Source organism: Proteus sp. G2673, assembly GCF_009915125.1.
Lineage (GTDB): Bacteria > Pseudomonadota > Gammaproteobacteria > Enterobacterales > Enterobacteriaceae > Proteus > Proteus penneri.
Genome location: NZ_JAABLT010000020.1, coordinates 53,786 through 69,455, shown reverse-complemented (window position 1 = coordinate 69,455; position 15,670 = coordinate 53,786). Strand labels below are relative to the sequence as shown.

Below are 15,670 nucleotides of genomic sequence, written 5' to 3'. Positions count from 1 at the left end.
ATGCTGATGAGTCATAACAACACTGAAACGCAAATTGGCAATATCGATCTTGTTAAACAACTTAACAGTGCGATTGTGTATCGACTGATTGATCAACACGGGCCGATTTCCCGTATCCAAATAGCCGAACAAAGCCAACTAGCACCGGCCAGTGTGACTAAAATTACTCGTCAGTTGCTTGAACGCGGGCTGATTAAAGAAGTTGACCAACAAGCATCAACAGGTGGACGCCGTGCGATTTCCATCATTGTTGAACACCGTAATTTTAATACAGTCAGTGTACGATTGGGTCGTAATGATGCCACCGTCGCTCTTTATGATCTAAGCGGTAAAGTCATCATTGAGCAGCACTATCCTTTAGAGCAGAGTACTCAAAATGAAGTTGAAGCCCTGCTCATCAATGCAATTGATGATTTTATTAAGCAAAACCAACGCCGCATTCGTGAGCTTATTTCAATTTCCGTGATCTTACCCGGCCTTGTTGATCCAAATAAAGGCATTGTTCGTTATATGCCTCATATGAAAGTAGATAATTGGGCTCTAGTCAATAGCTTAGAGAAACACTTTAATTTGCCTTGTTATGCTGGACATGATATTCGAAGCCTTGCACTAGCCGAGAATTATTTTGGTGCGACACGAGATTGTGAAGACTCGTTATTAGTCCGGATCCATCGTGGTGCAGGTGCTGGTGTTATTATTAATAATAAAATTCTACTCAATCAGCGTGGTAACTTAGGGGAGATTGGTCATATTCAAATCGATCCTCTAGGTGAACGTTGCCATTGTGGTAATTTTGGTTGTTTAGAAACGATAGCGTCCAATACTGCTATCGAAGCAAAAGTGCGCTATCAGTTAGAGCAAGGGTATCCAAGCCAGTATTTATCGCTAACACAGTGCCAAATCCAAGACATTTGTCGAGCGGCTATTAAAAATGACCCTCTAGCAGTCGAAACCATCAAACAAGTGGGTTTACATTTAGGTAAAGCTATTGCGATCGCTATTAACCTGTTTAACCCACAAAAAGTAGTTTTGGCAGGTGAATTAACTGAAGCGGCTGAAGTTTTACTTCCCTCAATTCAAAGTTGTATTAATACGCAAGTATTAAAAGAATTCAGAGAAGATCTTCCTATTGTTATATCTGAGCTTGATCATCGTTCTGCCATAGGGGCTTTTGCCTTGGCTAAACGCGCAATGCTTAACGGAGAATTACTTCAACAGTTATTAGAAAAGTAGTTTATTGTCGATAAATTATGCTTTTTGAGTTGAATTTATACTTTTCTGATCTTCATTGTGAAATAAGCATAAAATTCAATCAGTAATATTCAAAGAAAAAGAAATGTTACGTGAGTTTCTCGTCACATTTCTTTTTTTATGCCCATTGTTCTTCATCTTTTTCCTCTTTAGTTTAATATCATTTCTCTTACTGCTTTGTTTTTTCTTTTTATTCACACACTATTGCACCTTATACTTTGAGATATTTTTCATCAACAAGGTTGTTTTTTGGATCTTTTTTCGACAAAATGATTAACCATCGAGCAAACGGACACGTTTCTCGAAAATTAATGCAAAAAGCAGTTGACGGATTTGTCTGTAATACGCATAATGCGCCCCGCAACGCCGACGAAGGTTATGCAAAAAAAGATGGCTATGTAGCTCAGCTGGTTAGAGCACAACACTCATAATGTTGGGGTCACAGGTTCGAATCCCGTCATAGCCACCATCTTTTTGCGGGAGTGGCGAAATTGGTAGACGCACCAGATTTAGGTTCTGGCGCCGCAAGGTGTGCGAGTTCAAGTCTCGCCTCCCGCACCATTTTAACCTCGTCAAGAATTTATCAGTTGGGATATCGCCAAGCGGTAAGGCACCAGGTTTTGATCCTGGCATTCCCAGGTTCGAATCCTGGTATCCCAGCCATATTTCTGATAAATTAGCGTGTTGACAATTGAATTAGCGGATGGGGTATCGCCAAGCGGTAAGGCACCAGGTTTTGATCCTGGCATTCCCAGGTTCGAATCCTGGTACCCCAGCCATCTTTCCGTTAGATTCAATCTGGCTATGTAGCTCAGCTGGTTAGAGCACAACACTCATAATGTTGGGGTCACAGGTTCGAATCCCGTCATAGCCACCATTTTTTGGGATATCGCCAAGCGGTAAGGCACCAGGTTTTGATCCTGGCATTCCCAGGTTCGAATCCTGGTATCCCAGCCATATTTTGAAAGAGAGACTCGCAGAGCGAGTCTTTTTTTCTCCAAGTTGTTGCGGGAGTGGCGAAATTGGTAGACGCACCAGATTTAGGTTCTGGCGCCGCAAGGTGTGCGAGTTCAAGTCTCGCCTCCCGCACCATTGATTACTAACGTGTTTATCACGAAATCAACAAATAAGACTCGTAATAGCGGGTCTTTTTTGTTTTTATCGCTTAATTTTTTCCTATCTGTTCTCTAAACATCATTTCTCCCTCTTTTTTTCTTATTCCTCTACTCTCAAAGTACAACAAACTCCACATCATCATTTTTATTTTTTCTCATCACTCCACACTTTATTGCTCTTTCTGTACATATCTCACCCAACATACTATACTCCCCCATAGTATATTTAAGGATTATGTATGCCACACTCACCAGCAGAAAAAAAAGCCGCGTTAACTCGCGTAAGAAAAATTAAAGGGCAACTTCTTGCATTAGAAACTGCACTTGAAAATGAAAACGAATGCAGTCAGGTATTACAACAAATTGCCGCCATTCGAGGTGCTATTAATGGCCTGATGGCAGGTGTACTCGAAAGTCATTTACGAGAAGGTCTTATGGATGCCGTCGCTTCTCCTGAAGATCAAAAAAATTCCGTTGATGATGCCATTTCATTAATCCGCACTTACCTGCGTTAATAACAAAAAGGATACACTATGAAATCTCGTGCAGCAGTCGCATTTGGCCCCGGAGAACCTTTAAAAATTGTTGAAGTTGATGTGATGCCACCAAAAGCCGGTGAAGTGCTCATTAAAATTAGTCACACAGGTGTTTGCCATACCGATGCATTTACGCTGTCGGGTGATGATCCTGAAGGTGTATTCCCTGCTATTCTTGGCCATGAGGGTGCCGGCGTGGTTGTAGAGGTTGGTGAAGGTGTCACGAGTGTTAAACCAGGTGATCACGTTATTCCTCTGTACACAGCTGAATGTGGCGAATGTCTATTTTGTAAATCAGGCAAAACAAACTTATGTGTTGCCGTCAGAGCAACGCAAGGTAAAGGCTTAATGCCCGATGGGACAACACGCTTTTCCTATAATGGACAGCCTATTTATCACTACATGGGATGCTCTACTTTTAGCGAATACACTGTGGTGGCTGAAGTTTCTCTGGCAAAAATCAATCCAGAAGCTAATCACGAAGAAGTTTGCTTATTAGGTTGTGGTGTAACAACAGGTATTGGCGCGGTTCACAATACTGCAAAAGTGCAAGAAGGTGACTCTGTTGCTGTGTTTGGTTTAGGTGGCATTGGTCTTGCCGTTCTTCAAGGCGCAAGACAAGCCAAAGCAAGTCGTATTTTTGCTATTGATACAAATCCTGAAAAATTTGCATTGGCTCGCCAATTTGGTGCAACAGATTGCCTAAATCCTAATGATTACGATAAACCTATCCAGCAAGTTCTTGTCGAAATGACACAGTGGGGTGTTGACCATACTTTTGAATGTATTGGTAATGTTAATGTCATGAGAGCAGCATTAGAAAGTGCACATCGCGGCTGGGGTCAATCCATTATTATTGGTGTCGCAGGTGCAGGACAAGAGATCTCAACTCGTCCATTCCAATTAGTGACGGGTCGTTCGTGGAAAGGTACAGCTTTTGGTGGTGTTAAAGGCCGTAGTCAATTACCCGCAATGGTTGAGGATGCAATGAAAGGCAATATCGAACTTAAGCCTTTTGTAACTCATAAACTCCCGTTAGAAAAAATTAATGAAGCTTTTGATTTAATGCACGAAGGTAAATCAATCCGAACCGTTATTCATTTCGATTAACCATCATCAAACTTATGTTTCATAGGTTTGTCTTTGCTTTTAAAGGAGTCAAAATGGAAAGGATTGAACGTCATGCCTGTTTTGGTGGTTGGCAAGAAGTCTATCAACATACATCAACGACGTTAAATTGTGAGATGAAATTTGCTATCTACCTTCCTCCTATGGAAGAAGAGCAAAAATACCCTGTTTTATATTGGTTATCAGGCTTAACCTGCAACGAGCAAAATTTTATTACTAAAGCTGGTGCTCAACAATTTGCAGCGCAACATGACATTATTTTAGTTATACCCGATACCAGTCCTCGCGGTGAAAATGTCGCTGATGATAGTGCTTATGATTTAGGGCAAGGCGCAAGTTTTTATCTTAATGCCACCCAATCGCCTTGGAATGAGCATTACAAGATGTATGACTATATTGTTGATGAACTTCCTACACTGATAGAAACGCATTTTCCTGTGACTCATCAACGTGCCATTAGTGGGCATTCAATGGGAGGACATGGTGCCTTAACAATTGCACTGCGAAATTCAGCACGCTACTGCAGTGTGTCAGCGTTTTCTCCGATCGTGGCACCGTCAGTTGTTCCTTGGGGTAAAAAAGCGTTTAGCGCTTATTTAGGCGATGATATGACGCAGTGGCAACAATATGATGCAGTGGCATTGATTAACCAAGCAGAAAGTGTGTTACCTATGCGTGTTGATGTCGGTCTTGATGATCCCTTCTATCAGGAACAATTAAAACCCGAGCTATTTGCTAAAGCCTGTAATGAAAAACAGTTCACTTATCAATTGAATTTACATCAAGGGTACGATCACAGTTACTATTTTGTGGCGAGTTTTATTGGTGAGCATATTGCTTTTCATGCCAAACATTTAAAAGCGTAACAACAATGCGATGATCTTATTGCTGATATCCAACTCCGATCATCGCATTTCTAATTACTTAATACCTAATGCATAACGTAGCGCCGCTTCTTTAGCCTTACCAGCATGTTGCGCAGCTAAAAGGCCGATATTTCTAACGACTTTTAACCCCGGTAATTGGTGACTAAAAGCGTGATAAAAAACATCCATTCCCGCTTGCATGACTAAATTGTCAGGCATACGACGACGCTGATATTTCTTCAATAACGCCATTGAATCCCAAGGTTCAAAATGTTTTTTGGCATCAGCCACTAAGTCTAAGAAACAATCCACATCACGGTAACCTAAATTGACACCCTGCCCCGCTAAAGGATTGATAGTATGAGCCGCATCGCCCAACAAAATAATCCCTTTATCAACGTAACGGCTTGCATGTTGACGCGTTAATGGGAATGAACCAGCTGCAATAGGTGTCACTTTACCTAATCGATCAGGAAAAGCATGTTGAATTTCTTTTTCTAACTGCGTCATCGACATATTTTGCAGTTTTCTAATTCTGTCAGGCGAATCATACCAAACCAAACAGGCCCAATTATCAAAAAGCGGTAAATAAGCGCGAGGCCCTGAGGGGTAAAAACGTTGCCATGTTCCCTTTTCAGGAGGTAACTCTGTTTTCACAGTGATCAGCATACAAGATTGACGATATTGCCAACCATTGCTACCAATACCCGCAAATTGGCGCACTTGAGAATTCGCACCATCTGCACCTACCACTAAATTTGTGGTCACTTCACTGCCATCAGAAAGTGTTACTTTCCATTTATCATCTAAATAGACCATTTTACTTAGACTGTTTGGGCATAATAAAGTGATATTGCTATAACGTTCAGCTTCTTGCCAAAGGGCTAATTGCAAAATACGGTTTTCAACCATATAGCCTAATTCAGGCAACCCTAAGCTTTTTGCATCAAAAACAACATGAGCATTTTCTTCTTCCCATGTTTCTAAGGTAAGATAAGGCGCAGAACGCATAGCCAAAACATGTTGCCATGCACCTAATTGTTTTAATAGACTAACGGACGCGCAACTAATCGCAGAAATACGGATATCAGGATGAGATGACGCATCAAAAGGTGCTGGAGACTGTCGTTCAATCATTGCAACACACAATCCTTCTTGCGCCAGCCCAATTGCAACAGCTGCGCCAATCATACCGCCACCCGCGATGATTGCATCAAAATCGTTTTTTACATTACTCATCATTGTTATGCCATAACTCATTACTTTAAATAATAGGTAAGCGCTGTTTCAGTTTATTTCTATTAAACTAAACGCCATAGATAATTAGCGCCGACTTGCTCTAGTCACTGACCACACAAATGACTACAATAACCACCTTATTGGCTTATTACACGCAACGTTTTCCAATGATTAGCTATTGTCTCACTGAAAATACCGGATTTACACAATGTCGACGATAAAAAAACTGTACATTAAAACTTGGGGCTGTCAGATGAATGAGTACGATTCATCCAAAATGGCAGACCTACTCGAAAGCACCCACGGTTATCAGTTAACCGATGTCGCCGAAGATGCGGACATTCTACTGCTAAATACCTGTTCTATCCGTGAGAAAGCACAAGAAAAAGTCTTTCATCAGTTAGGACGTTGGAAATATTTCAAAGATAATAAACCTGATATTATCATTGGCGTCGGTGGTTGTGTTGCCTCTCAAGAAGGCGAATACATCCGTCAACGTGCGCAGTGTGTCGATATTATCTTCGGGCCACAAACTTTACACCGTTTACCTGAAATGATTAATCAGGTTAAAGGGACTAAAAGCCCAGTTGTCGATATCAGCTTCCCTGAAATCGAAAAATTTGACCGTTTACCAGAACCGCGTGCTGAAGGCCCTTCTGCCTTCGTTTCCATCATGGAAGGCTGTAACAAATACTGCTCTTTCTGCGTAGTTCCTTACACTCGTGGTGAAGAAGTTAGCCGTCCTTGCGATGATGTCCTATTTGAAATTGCTCAATTAGCTGCCCAAGGTGTACGCGAAGTAAACTTGTTAGGTCAAAACGTTAACGCCTATCGTGGCGCGACTTTTGATGGTCAAATTTGTAGTTTTGCTGAATTAATTCGTTTAGTGGCAGCAATTGACGGTATTGACCGCATTCGCTTTACTACCAGCCACCCTATCGAATTTACTGACGATATCGTTGCGGTTTATGAAGATACACCAGAATTAGTCAGCTATTTACACTTACCTGTGCAAAGTGGTTCTGACCGCATTCTAACATTAATGAAGCGTAACCATACTGCACTTGAATACAAGAGCATCATTCGCAAATTACGTAAAGCGCGTCCTGATATTCTGATCAGTTCAGACTTTATCATCGGATTCCCGGGTGAAACTCAAGACGACTTTGAAAAAACGATGCAATTAATTGCGGATGTTAATTTCGATATGAGCTTTAGTTTCATCTATTCAGCACGTCCTGGTACTCCAGCCGCTGACTTACCTGATGACGTTAGCGAAGATGAAAAGAAACAACGTTTATATCTGCTACAACAACGTATCAATCAACAAGCCATGAACTTTAGCCGAGCTATGCTAAACAGTGTGCAACGTATTCTTGTTGAAGGCCCTTCACGTAAAAATGTGATGGAGCTTTCTGGTCGTACTGAAAATAACCGAGTGGTTAACTTTGAAGGTACACCGGATATGATTGGTAAGTTCGTTGATGTTGAGATTGTAGACGTTTATGCCAACTCCCTACGTGGTAAAGTGGTTAGAACGGAAGATCAAATGGATTTACGGATCCATGAATCACCAGAATCCGTCATTGCACGTACTCGTAAAGAAGATGAATTAGGGGTAGGTGTTTACCAACCTTAATTAATCAGATTTAACAAAAGGATAATCAGTGACAGTAATAGCACATGCACAAGTAGCGACCCAAGAAATTTTCTTAGAGCCAGCTGACAATGCCCGTTTAATGAGCCTATGTGGCCCATTTGACGATAATATTAAGCAACTTGAGCGCCGTTTAGGTATCGAGATTAATCATCGTGATAACCGTTTTAAACTCACGGGTAAATCATTATGTGTCAATGCAGCAGCAGGAATTTTACGTCGCCTGTATGTGGAAACCTCGCCAATTAAAGGCGTGATCCCCGATATCGACCCTGAACAAATTCATCTTGCTATCAAAGAAAGCCGTGTGCTTGAGCAAAGTGATGAGCATGTTCCTGAATTTGGAAAATCAACCAATATTCGGACTAAACGAGGTGTAATAAAACCTCGTACACCAAATCAGGCACAATATATTGCCAATATTCAAACCCATGATATTACATTTGGCATTGGGCCTGCTGGTACAGGGAAAACATATCTGGCTGTTGCTGCCGCTGTTGATGCCCTTGAACGTCAAGAAGTGCGTCGTATTTTGTTAACGCGCCCTGCGGTTGAAGCTGGTGAGAAACTGGGTTTTTTACCTGGCGACCTTAGTCAAAAAGTCGATCCTTATTTACGACCGCTTTATGATGCGTTATTTGAGATGTTGGGTTTTGAAAAAGTTGAGAAACTAATAGAGCGTAATGTTATTGAAGTCGCTCCACTCGCTTATATGCGTGGGCGTACACTCAATGATGCCTTTATTATTCTTGATGAAAGCCAAAACACCACCATTGAACAAATGAAAATGTTCTTAACGCGTATTGGTTTTAACTCTAAAGCCGTTGTCACTGGGGATATTACTCAGATTGACCTGCCAAGAGGCAATAAATCAGGCTTACGTCATGCTATCGAAGTTTTATCCGATGTGAACGACTTAAGTTTTAACTTTTTCCACAGTGAAGACGTTGTTCGCCACCCTGTGGTTGCCAAAATTGTTATCGCTTATGAAACTTGGGAAACTGAAGACCAAAAACGTCGCCAAGCTATCAAAGCAGAAAAAGAGAAGCTTCAGAGAGAAAATCATGAGTGAAGTTATCCTTGATTTACAAGTAGCAAGTGAAAATACACAAGGGCTTCCTACTGAAGCCCAATTTATGACATGGTTAGAAGCGGTATTACCGCAATTTCAGCCTGTAAGTGAAGTGACTATTCGTATTGTTGATGAAGCAGAAAGTCACGAACTAAATCTCACGTATCGTGGAAAAGACAAACCGACTAATGTGCTTTCTTTTCCCTTTGAGGCCCCACCTGAAGTTGAATTGCCTCTCTTGGGGGATTTGATTATTTGCCGTCAAGTGGTAGAAAAAGAAGCGACTGAACAGAGTAAGACTGTTGAAGAGCATTGGGCACACATGGTTATTCATGGATGTCTGCATCTTTTAGGTTATGATCATATTGAAGATGATGAAGCCGAAGAAATGGAAGGTTTAGAGACGGAAATCTTACAAAATTTAGGTTATGCAGATCCCTATTTAATTGAAAAAGAGTAACAGTTCTCTTATTTTTATGATAAATACTATATCTAATTAACCATTCAATGAGGAAAAATAGTTAAAACGCCATGAGCGACGACCAATCTTCGAGTAACGATAACCCTGGTCCTAAGAAAGGGTTTCTCACACTGCTTAATCAGTGGTTCCACGGTGAACCTAAAAACCGTGATGATCTGATGGAGCTTATCCGCGATTCTGAACAGAAAGAATTAATTGATCCTGATACCCGCGACATGCTTGAAGGGGTAATGGATATTGCTGAACAGCGTGTTCGGGATATTATGATCCCACGCTCCCAAATCGTTACACTAAAACGTAATCAAACTCTTGATGAATGTTTAGATGTAATTATTGATTCAGCACATTCCCGCTTCCCAGTTATCAGCGAAGACAAAGATCATATTGAAGGCTTATTGATGGCAAAAGATTTACTGCCATTTATGCGTACAGACGCAGAGCCATTTAGCATGGATAAAGTCTTACGTTCAGCGGTTGTTGTACCTGAAAGTAAACGGGTCGATCGCCTATTAAAAGAATTCCGCTCACAACGCTATCATATGGCAATTGTGATTGATGAATTCGGAGGTGTATCAGGACTTGTCACAATTGAAGATATTCTAGAACTTATCGTAGGCGAAATTGAAGATGAGTATGACGATGAGGATGATATTGATATTCGTCCACTGAGTCGCCACGCTTACTCAGTTCGAGCTTTAACCCAGATAGAAGATTTCAATGAAGCGTTCGGTACACATTTCAGCGATGAAGAAGTTGATACAATTGGCGGTTTAGTTATGCAAGCCTTTGGTCACCTTCCTGCTCGTGGTGAAACTATTACCATTGATAATTACCAATTTAAAGTTGTTATGGCAGATAGCCGTAAGATCATTCAGGTGTATGTGCATATTCCAGATGATGCGCCCATTCCTGAACTAGGTAATGATGTATAGGATCTCAATGAATAAGACCTCTTTCTTAAACCGCCAGTGGGTTCGCGCCCTTCTGGCGTTTTTTTTCGGTGCTATCGGCACTTTCGCGTTTTCGCCTTTTGACTTTTGGCCTGCTGCTTTAATTTCACTGCTGGGCCTATTACTGATAATCTCGCAACGTACAACCCGACAAGGTGCATTTCTTGGCTTTGCTTGGGGCTTTGGATTATTTGGCGCGGGTGTAAATTGGGTTTATGTCAGCATTGCTGATTTTGGCGGTATGCCATTTGCGATAAATATCTTTTTAGTGATTTTATTAGCACTTTATTTATCACTTTATCCCCTACTTTTTGCCGGCTTATTAAATAAGTTTTTCCCAAATCCGACTCTATGCCGATTTGTTTTTGCTGCACCCGCACTATGGCAAATCACTGAATTTTTAAGGGGTTGGGTATTATCAGGCTTTCCGTGGTTACAGTTTGGTTATAGCCAAATTGATGGCCCTTTAAAAGGCATTGCACCTATTTTTGGTGTCACTATGATAACGTTGCTCTTAACCGTTATTAGTGGATTAATTGCATTTACAATCTATCGTAAATCAATTTACAGCCTCGTGGTTGCACTACTTTTATTAATATTACCTATCAGCTTTAAATCCTATCAGTGGTATCAACCTTTGCCGGATGAAACGCAAGAAATTGCATTAATCCAAGGTAATATTGCACAATCATTAAAATGGGAACCGGGTACATTAGAGAGTACATTAAAAACCTATCTCACCTTAAGTCGCCCTTTTATTGGTAATGCCAATCTTATTATTTGGCCTGAATCGGCGATCCCTGACGTTGAAATTCAACAACAAAGCTTTTTAGCAGAATTAGATAAACAATTAAGAGAGCAAGATACTCATTTAATGACGGGAATTATTGATGCTCGACCGACATTAGAAGGTTATCGTTTCTATAATAGTGTCATCACATTAGGTGAACACTATGCTTATCAATACCCAGCCACTGATCGCTATAACAAACATCATCTTGTTCCTTTCGGCGAATATGTGCCATTAGAATCACTATTACGCCCACTGGCACCTTTCTTTAATTTACCGATGTCATCATTAAGCCAAGGCGAATATGTACAGCCTCAACTGACTGTCAATGATGCCAAAATTACCGCAGCTATTTGCTACGAAATTATTTTAGGTGAACAAGTCCGTGCTAATTTTAAACCCGATACACGGTTCTTATTAACGATTTCTAATGATGCGTGGTTTGGTAATTCAATCGGCCCTTGGCAGCATTTCCAAATGGCGAGAATGCGCTCTCTTGAGTTAGGAAGACCATTATTACGTTCGACAAATAACGGTATTACAGCCTTTATTGCAGCCAACGGTGAGGTAATTTCTCAACTTCCTCAGTTTGAAGAAGGTGCTTTAGCGGAAAAAATCACACCAACAACGGGGTTAACCCCTTATTATAAATGGGGGAATACACCATTGTGGATACTGGTTGGATTATTTTTTATTATCGCCTTAATTAAACGTCGAGTTGAATAAAGCAAAATAAAATAACGGAATTCAATATGACAATGAATTCCGTTATTTTTAATCTACTAAAGCTTAAAATAATCGTTGGTATACCGTTCAAAAACCAGCCCACCATAAACGTAGTTTTAATCCCCACGAAGATGACCAGCCACTTGTAAAGCCTACCATTTCCCCTTTATAAATAATAACAAATGAAGGTGTTGCACTAATTCCCCACTGCTGAGAAATATCCCCTCGACTATCATTTATCACAGGAAATACCAGTCCTTTAGACTGGATACCGCGCTCTAACTTTGCGTTATCACCAGAACGGATCGCAACAGATGTCACGTTATAACCATCTTGCGCTAACGAATTTACTGCAGGCGTTGTTAGTTTACACACCCCACACCAAGTTGCCCAAAAATAGATTAATAATGGCTTTTCAGCGCTCAATTCTGTTAATGAAACAACTTTATTATCAACAGTATAAAGTTCAGGTAAATTTGTTAAAGAGGGTGGCGTAGGTTGTCGCCACCAATCCATCGCGAAAGAAGCTACAACGAAAATGACAACCAGAACAATCAGTTCTTTACTCCATTTTCGTAAGCGACTACGCATTATTTTTTCACTTTAGCCAGTTGCTCTTTCACAATCACTTCTAGCTGAGCGTAATCAACGGCACCAGGGATAACCATATCGCCAACAACTGTTGCAGGTGTACCTTGGATACCTAATTTACGAGAAAGATCTAAGTTATTTTGTAACGTTTTTAAGCTGTCATCTGTTAATTTTACTTTGCTTGTATTGGTTGTTTTCATTGCATCGTCAATACTTGCATTATCTAGCATTGTTTTCTTCTGCATTAAACGTTGGTGTAATGCTAAGAATGCTTTTGGATCTTCTTTCCAAACTGAAAGCACCGCTTGAGAGGCTTTAGCCGAGCTTTCGCCTTTAAATGGCAACGGTTTAATTACCACAGCTACTTCTGGATAATCTTTTGTAATTTGTTCTAATAATGGATCGAAACGTTTGCAGTAAGGGCAGTTATAATCAGTAAAGGAAACTAACACTAACTTAGCGTCTTTTGCACCAATACGAGGGCTTGCTGCATCGTTATATAATGCGTCGTGTTCTGCCTTTAATGCGGTACGAAATTGTGCTTGTTGTTCATCGGCTTTTTGTGCTTGTAATGCAGTGATTGCTTCTTCCAAAATTTCTGGATTTTTGATTAACGTATCACGCACCAGCGCACGAACTTCTTTTTCCTGATCAGCGCTTAATGCCGCTGCTTGCACATTTGCACCAAAAAGTAACGAAGAAATAACCAGTGCAGAAAGTGTTTTTTTCATTATTGGGCTCCTTTAGCCTCTGAAAGAACTGTCAATGTTGAATCTTTATTTAAAATAGAAGGTAAAACCACGCCATTTTTATGGCCTGGCCCATAAACTTGGTTAAAAGGAACGGCAACTTGACCACGTTGTTTTAAAAACTGAGTGATCTTGTCAGAGGGTTTAGTCCAATCCCCTCTTAATGCGACAACATCTGGCGCTGAAAGTGCCTCTTGGATCTCGTCTCGCAATAATACATTGTATTTGTTTGCTTTGCAGGTTACACACCAATCTGCTGTAACATCAACAAACACACGTTTATTCTCTGCTAATGCTTGGTGTATTGCCTCTTCTGATAAAGGTTGCCAATTTATCGTATCTTGACCTGCGAGTGTTTGGCTTGCTGGTTGAGCAACAAACAAATAAGTACTTCCCGCCAAAAATAGGGCAATTACAGTAGAAATAAGAGCCGTTTTTTTGCCATAGTGCCGTGCAATTGCGAGTAATAAAAGCAAAGTAATAACAATAAAAATGCCAGCAACAATTGTCATGCCCAAATGAGGAATTAAAAGTGTAATAAGCCAAATGCTAGACAACAGCATCATAAAACCTAAAACCACTCTTAGGCGATTCATCCATTTACCGGGTTTTGGTAGCACTTTTGCAACAGATGGGAATATAGCCACTAAGATCCACGGCAAACTCATTCCTATCCCTAATGCAGTAAAAATAAGCCATAACTCACTTAACGGAGCAACCAAAGCATAAGCGACGGCGGTGCCTAAAAAGGGTGCAGAACAAGGGGTGGCTAGTAAAGTAGCAAAAGCACCTTCCCAAAAATGGCGACCATATCCCTGCCCACCAGCCGTTGCCATTTTAGTATTCATATTGCTACTTAAACGCAGTTCAAATAATCCAAATAGATTTGCAGTAAAAATAGCGGTAACTAACACCATAAAACCAATAAACCAAGGGCTTTGAAACTGTATTCCCCAACCTAAGGCCTCTTGGCTATAACGTAACCCCGTCATAAATAGAGCTAGTGCCCAAAAAGAAACTAAAATACCTAAAACAGACACCGAAAATTGCTTACGAATAACCCCTTTATCACGATTTTCAAGATGTAAAATCGAACCCAATTTCATCGCCAACACAGGTAATACACAAGGCATCAAATTCAGAATTAAACCACCCAATAGTGCGAAAGCAAGAATGCTCCAAAGCCCAATACCTGAACTAGATAGTGGAACAATGTCTTCTTTTCCATGCCCTATTGTGTCATTAACTTGACGAGAAAAATCTTGATCAGTAATAACAAAGGAAAGTGCCTTACCTGAGATATCACCAGCTGCATCGCCCCAATCATCTGTCACATCAATGGTGACAAATAAGTTTTTATCTTGATGATTTAATTTTGGAATGCCGTAAAGCATACCTTCAGGGGGATCGAGATAAATATTAGGCTCAACCCAAGCACCTTGCTCTCTTTGCAAAGAAATAGTCAGTTGGCTATTGTTATAATTCGAAGAAACTGATGATATTAATCCTGTATCAACTGGGATTTTTGCCATCGCCTGATTATATTGCCATTCAAAATCAGCAGGTGCTGGCTCTGTAAGATCTAGATCTAAAGTGTAGTCCGTTAAAATACAGACATTACTGCATGTTGATAACGTTAAAACGCCTGTTAAACGGTCAGCATCAACAGAGGTTAATTCAATCGGAAAAACAACTTGTTTATCATAGCCTTGAGTGTGAATACCTGCGACATCAAAAGCAGAAGGTGACGGCCAATGCCATACCATTGCACTCACATCTTGTGACCAATTAATTTCAGGTGCAACACCACCTTCTCCTGGTGAGCGCCAGTAAGTTTTCCATCCAGACTCAAGTTGCACTTCAAGTAACATTTTCACATCACCCGTTGGTGACTTTTGTGCTGTCGCCCTAACTTGTGCGTGAGAATTATCAGGCGTGGTTAACCAACCTGTCTCTGCTGCTTGAGATGTAGATAACGTAAATAGCGTTAATACCAACGCCATAACAAAAGAACGAAACATAACAACTCCCTAAAAATTCCTACAACGCTACACAAAGCTACGCCCAAAGATAGACGTACAATTTTTTAGCTAAAAGGAAATTTCTAATCCCTCAGAATACAATAATGAAGGTGAAGTCTGATTGGAGGCGGTGGATGATGGTGTTTTTTCTGATTACGCTGACGCGATACATAGATGCCAGCCATACTTAACAATAGCAATACAGCCCACGAATGGAAAAATGGCTCTATTGTTAATGGAGGAACAGATATTAATGATTTAGCGCTTAATTCACAGGTAGAGAGTGAATAAGTATGATCTGTTGCGCTATTCTCATCAGTAATTGGTGTTGATAGTGGGTATTGTGTTTGAGCAACAGCCATCGCTAAGCGCTCACTAATGACGTGGGCACCTAATGAACGCTGAACAATGCAACTCAAGATCAGCAAAACTGTTATCACCACTAGCCAGCGACCTGACCGCCAATTACTCATAGATGTTCCTCATCAATATGACACG

Annotated in this window: 14 protein-coding genes and 7 tRNA genes; 16 read left to right on the top strand and 5 right to left on the bottom strand. The window is 40.7% G+C overall.

From position 1 onward, the window contains the following. The 11 genes from nagC to fghA all read left to right on the top strand — a co-directional run bounded on the left by nagC (position 1) and on the right by fghA (position 4,896). The gene (gene nagC / locus GWI59_RS10400; RefSeq protein ID WP_082147312.1) at positions 1–1,233 is read left to right on the top strand and encodes a DNA-binding transcriptional regulator NagC; all 1,233 of its coding nucleotides are present in this window, start codon (positions 1–3) and stop codon (positions 1,231–1,233) included. A 410-nt stretch (positions 1,234–1,643) separates the two neighbouring features. Continuing rightward, positions 1,644–1,720: transfer RNA gene (locus GWI59_RS10395), tRNA-Met, on the top strand. A gap of 7 nt (positions 1,721–1,727) precedes the next feature. Next, positions 1,728–1,812: transfer RNA gene (locus GWI59_RS10390), tRNA-Leu, on the top strand. Between the two features lie 27 nt (positions 1,813–1,839). Further along, positions 1,840–1,914 (top strand) — tRNA-Gln (locus GWI59_RS10385). A gap of 41 nt (positions 1,915–1,955) precedes the next feature. Beyond that, positions 1,956–2,030 (top strand) — tRNA-Gln (locus tag GWI59_RS10380). 21 nt (positions 2,031–2,051) lie between these two features. Then, a tRNA-Met gene (locus tag GWI59_RS10375) sits at positions 2,052–2,128 on the top strand. 5 nt (positions 2,129–2,133) lie between these two features. Further along, positions 2,134–2,208, top strand: a tRNA-Gln gene (locus GWI59_RS10370). Positions 2,209–2,258: 50 nt separating this feature from the next. Further along, positions 2,259–2,343: transfer RNA gene (locus tag GWI59_RS10365), tRNA-Leu, on the top strand. A 262-nt stretch (positions 2,344–2,605) separates the two neighbouring features. Next, complete coding sequence (locus GWI59_RS10360; protein ID WP_006537705.1) at positions 2,606–2,881, top strand: metal/formaldehyde-sensitive transcriptional repressor; 276 nt, start codon at positions 2,606–2,608, stop codon at positions 2,879–2,881. A gap of 18 nt (positions 2,882–2,899) precedes the next feature. Then, entirely contained in the window at positions 2,900–4,012 is a 1,113-nt protein-coding gene (locus GWI59_RS10355; RefSeq protein ID WP_072062936.1) for an S-(hydroxymethyl)glutathione dehydrogenase/class III alcohol dehydrogenase, read from the top strand. A gap of 53 nt (positions 4,013–4,065) precedes the next feature. Further along, the gene (gene fghA, locus GWI59_RS10350) at positions 4,066–4,896 is read left to right on the top strand and encodes an S-formylglutathione hydrolase (protein WP_109847451.1); all 831 of its coding nucleotides are present in this window, start codon (positions 4,066–4,068) and stop codon (positions 4,894–4,896) included. Between the two features lie 54 nt (positions 4,897–4,950). On the opposite strand, the gene ubiF is transcribed toward fghA, so the two are convergent. After that, positions 4,951–6,138: a 3-demethoxyubiquinol 3-hydroxylase gene (gene ubiF / locus GWI59_RS10345; protein ID WP_082147313.1), complete on the bottom strand. Its 1,188-nt coding sequence runs from the start codon at positions 6,136–6,138 to the stop codon at positions 4,951–4,953. A 205-nt stretch (positions 6,139–6,343) separates the two neighbouring features. Between ubiF and miaB the strand changes: the two genes are divergently transcribed. From miaB to lnt, 5 genes are all read left to right on the top strand, one after another. Continuing rightward, positions 6,344–7,774: a tRNA (N6-isopentenyl adenosine(37)-C2)-methylthiotransferase MiaB gene (miaB, locus tag GWI59_RS10340; protein WP_006537711.1), complete on the top strand. Its 1,431-nt coding sequence runs from the start codon at positions 6,344–6,346 to the stop codon at positions 7,772–7,774. A 28-nt stretch (positions 7,775–7,802) separates the two neighbouring features. After that, a complete protein-coding gene (locus GWI59_RS10335; protein ID WP_072062938.1) occupies positions 7,803–8,864 on the top strand; it encodes a PhoH family protein in 1,062 nt (353 codons plus the stop codon). Further along, positions 8,857–9,324: an rRNA maturation RNase YbeY gene (gene ybeY, locus GWI59_RS10330; protein ID WP_006537714.1), complete on the top strand. Its 468-nt coding sequence runs from the start codon at positions 8,857–8,859 to the stop codon at positions 9,322–9,324. The genes GWI59_RS10335 and ybeY overlap by 8 nt, the downstream gene beginning before the upstream one ends. A 71-nt stretch (positions 9,325–9,395) precedes the next feature. After that, the gene (gene corC, locus GWI59_RS10325; RefSeq protein WP_006537715.1) at positions 9,396–10,277 is read left to right on the top strand and encodes a CNNM family magnesium/cobalt transport protein CorC; all 882 of its coding nucleotides are present in this window, start codon (positions 9,396–9,398) and stop codon (positions 10,275–10,277) included. A gap of 7 nt (positions 10,278–10,284) precedes the next feature. Continuing rightward, a complete protein-coding gene (lnt, locus tag GWI59_RS10320; RefSeq protein ID WP_161724600.1) occupies positions 10,285–11,811 on the top strand; it encodes an apolipoprotein N-acyltransferase in 1,527 nt (508 codons plus the stop codon). Between the two features lie 87 nt (positions 11,812–11,898). Here the strand turns inward: lnt and GWI59_RS10315 are convergent, their stop codons facing one another. From GWI59_RS10315 to GWI59_RS10300, 4 genes are all read right to left on the bottom strand, one after another. Then, the gene (locus tag GWI59_RS10315) at positions 11,899–12,402 is read right to left on the bottom strand and encodes a protein disulfide oxidoreductase (RefSeq protein ID WP_109847449.1); all 504 of its coding nucleotides are present in this window, start codon (positions 12,400–12,402) and stop codon (positions 11,899–11,901) included. Next, positions 12,402–13,133: a DsbA family protein gene (locus GWI59_RS10310; RefSeq protein WP_006537718.1), complete on the bottom strand. Its 732-nt coding sequence runs from the start codon at positions 13,131–13,133 to the stop codon at positions 12,402–12,404. Before GWI59_RS10310 ends, GWI59_RS10315 begins: the two co-directional genes overlap by 1 nt. After that, positions 13,133–15,172 carry a protein-disulfide reductase DsbD family protein gene (locus GWI59_RS10305; protein ID WP_109847448.1) on the bottom strand — a complete coding sequence of 680 codons (2,040 nt, stop codon included), beginning with the start codon at positions 15,170–15,172 and terminating at the stop codon, positions 13,133–13,135. Before GWI59_RS10305 ends, GWI59_RS10310 begins: the two co-directional genes overlap by 1 nt. An 83-nt stretch (positions 15,173–15,255) precedes the next feature. Then, positions 15,256–15,645, bottom strand: a complete 390-nt coding sequence (locus GWI59_RS10300) for a hypothetical protein (protein WP_006537720.1) — start codon at positions 15,643–15,645, stop codon at positions 15,256–15,258. Positions 15,646–15,670 lie beyond the last annotated feature (25 nt).

What these genes read in the sequence shown, in the direction of transcription:
- nagC (WP_082147312.1), top strand. Translation starts at nt 1, where the DNA reads ATGCTGATGAGTCATAACAACACTGAAACGCAAATTGGCAATATCGAT.
- corC (WP_006537715.1), top strand. Translation starts at nt 9,396, where the DNA reads ATGAGCGACGACCAATCTTCGAGTAACGATAACCCTGGTCCTAAGAAA.
- GWI59_RS10360 (WP_006537705.1), top strand. Translation starts at nt 2,606, where the DNA reads ATGCCACACTCACCAGCAGAAAAAAAAGCCGCGTTAACTCGCGTAAGA.
- miaB (WP_006537711.1), top strand. Translation starts at nt 6,344, where the DNA reads ATGTCGACGATAAAAAAACTGTACATTAAAACTTGGGGCTGTCAGATG.
- GWI59_RS10305 (WP_109847448.1), bottom strand. Translation starts at nt 15,172, where the DNA reads ATGTTTCGTTCTTTTGTTATGGCGTTGGTATTAACGCTATTTACGTTA.
- lnt (WP_161724600.1), top strand. Translation starts at nt 10,285, where the DNA reads ATGAATAAGACCTCTTTCTTAAACCGCCAGTGGGTTCGCGCCCTTCTG.
- GWI59_RS10355 (WP_072062936.1), top strand. Translation starts at nt 2,900, where the DNA reads ATGAAATCTCGTGCAGCAGTCGCATTTGGCCCCGGAGAACCTTTAAAA.
- ybeY (WP_006537714.1), top strand. Translation starts at nt 8,857, where the DNA reads ATGAGTGAAGTTATCCTTGATTTACAAGTAGCAAGTGAAAATACACAA.
- ubiF (WP_082147313.1), bottom strand. Translation starts at nt 6,138, where the DNA reads ATGATGAGTAATGTAAAAAACGATTTTGATGCAATCATCGCGGGTGGC.
- GWI59_RS10300 (WP_006537720.1), bottom strand. Translation starts at nt 15,645, where the DNA reads ATGAGTAATTGGCGGTCAGGTCGCTGGCTAGTGGTGATAACAGTTTTG.
- GWI59_RS10315 (WP_109847449.1), bottom strand. Translation starts at nt 12,402, where the DNA reads ATGCGTAGTCGCTTACGAAAATGGAGTAAAGAACTGATTGTTCTGGTT.
- GWI59_RS10310 (WP_006537718.1), bottom strand. Translation starts at nt 13,133, where the DNA reads ATGAAAAAAACACTTTCTGCACTGGTTATTTCTTCGTTACTTTTTGGT.
- fghA (WP_109847451.1), top strand. Translation starts at nt 4,066, where the DNA reads ATGGAAAGGATTGAACGTCATGCCTGTTTTGGTGGTTGGCAAGAAGTC.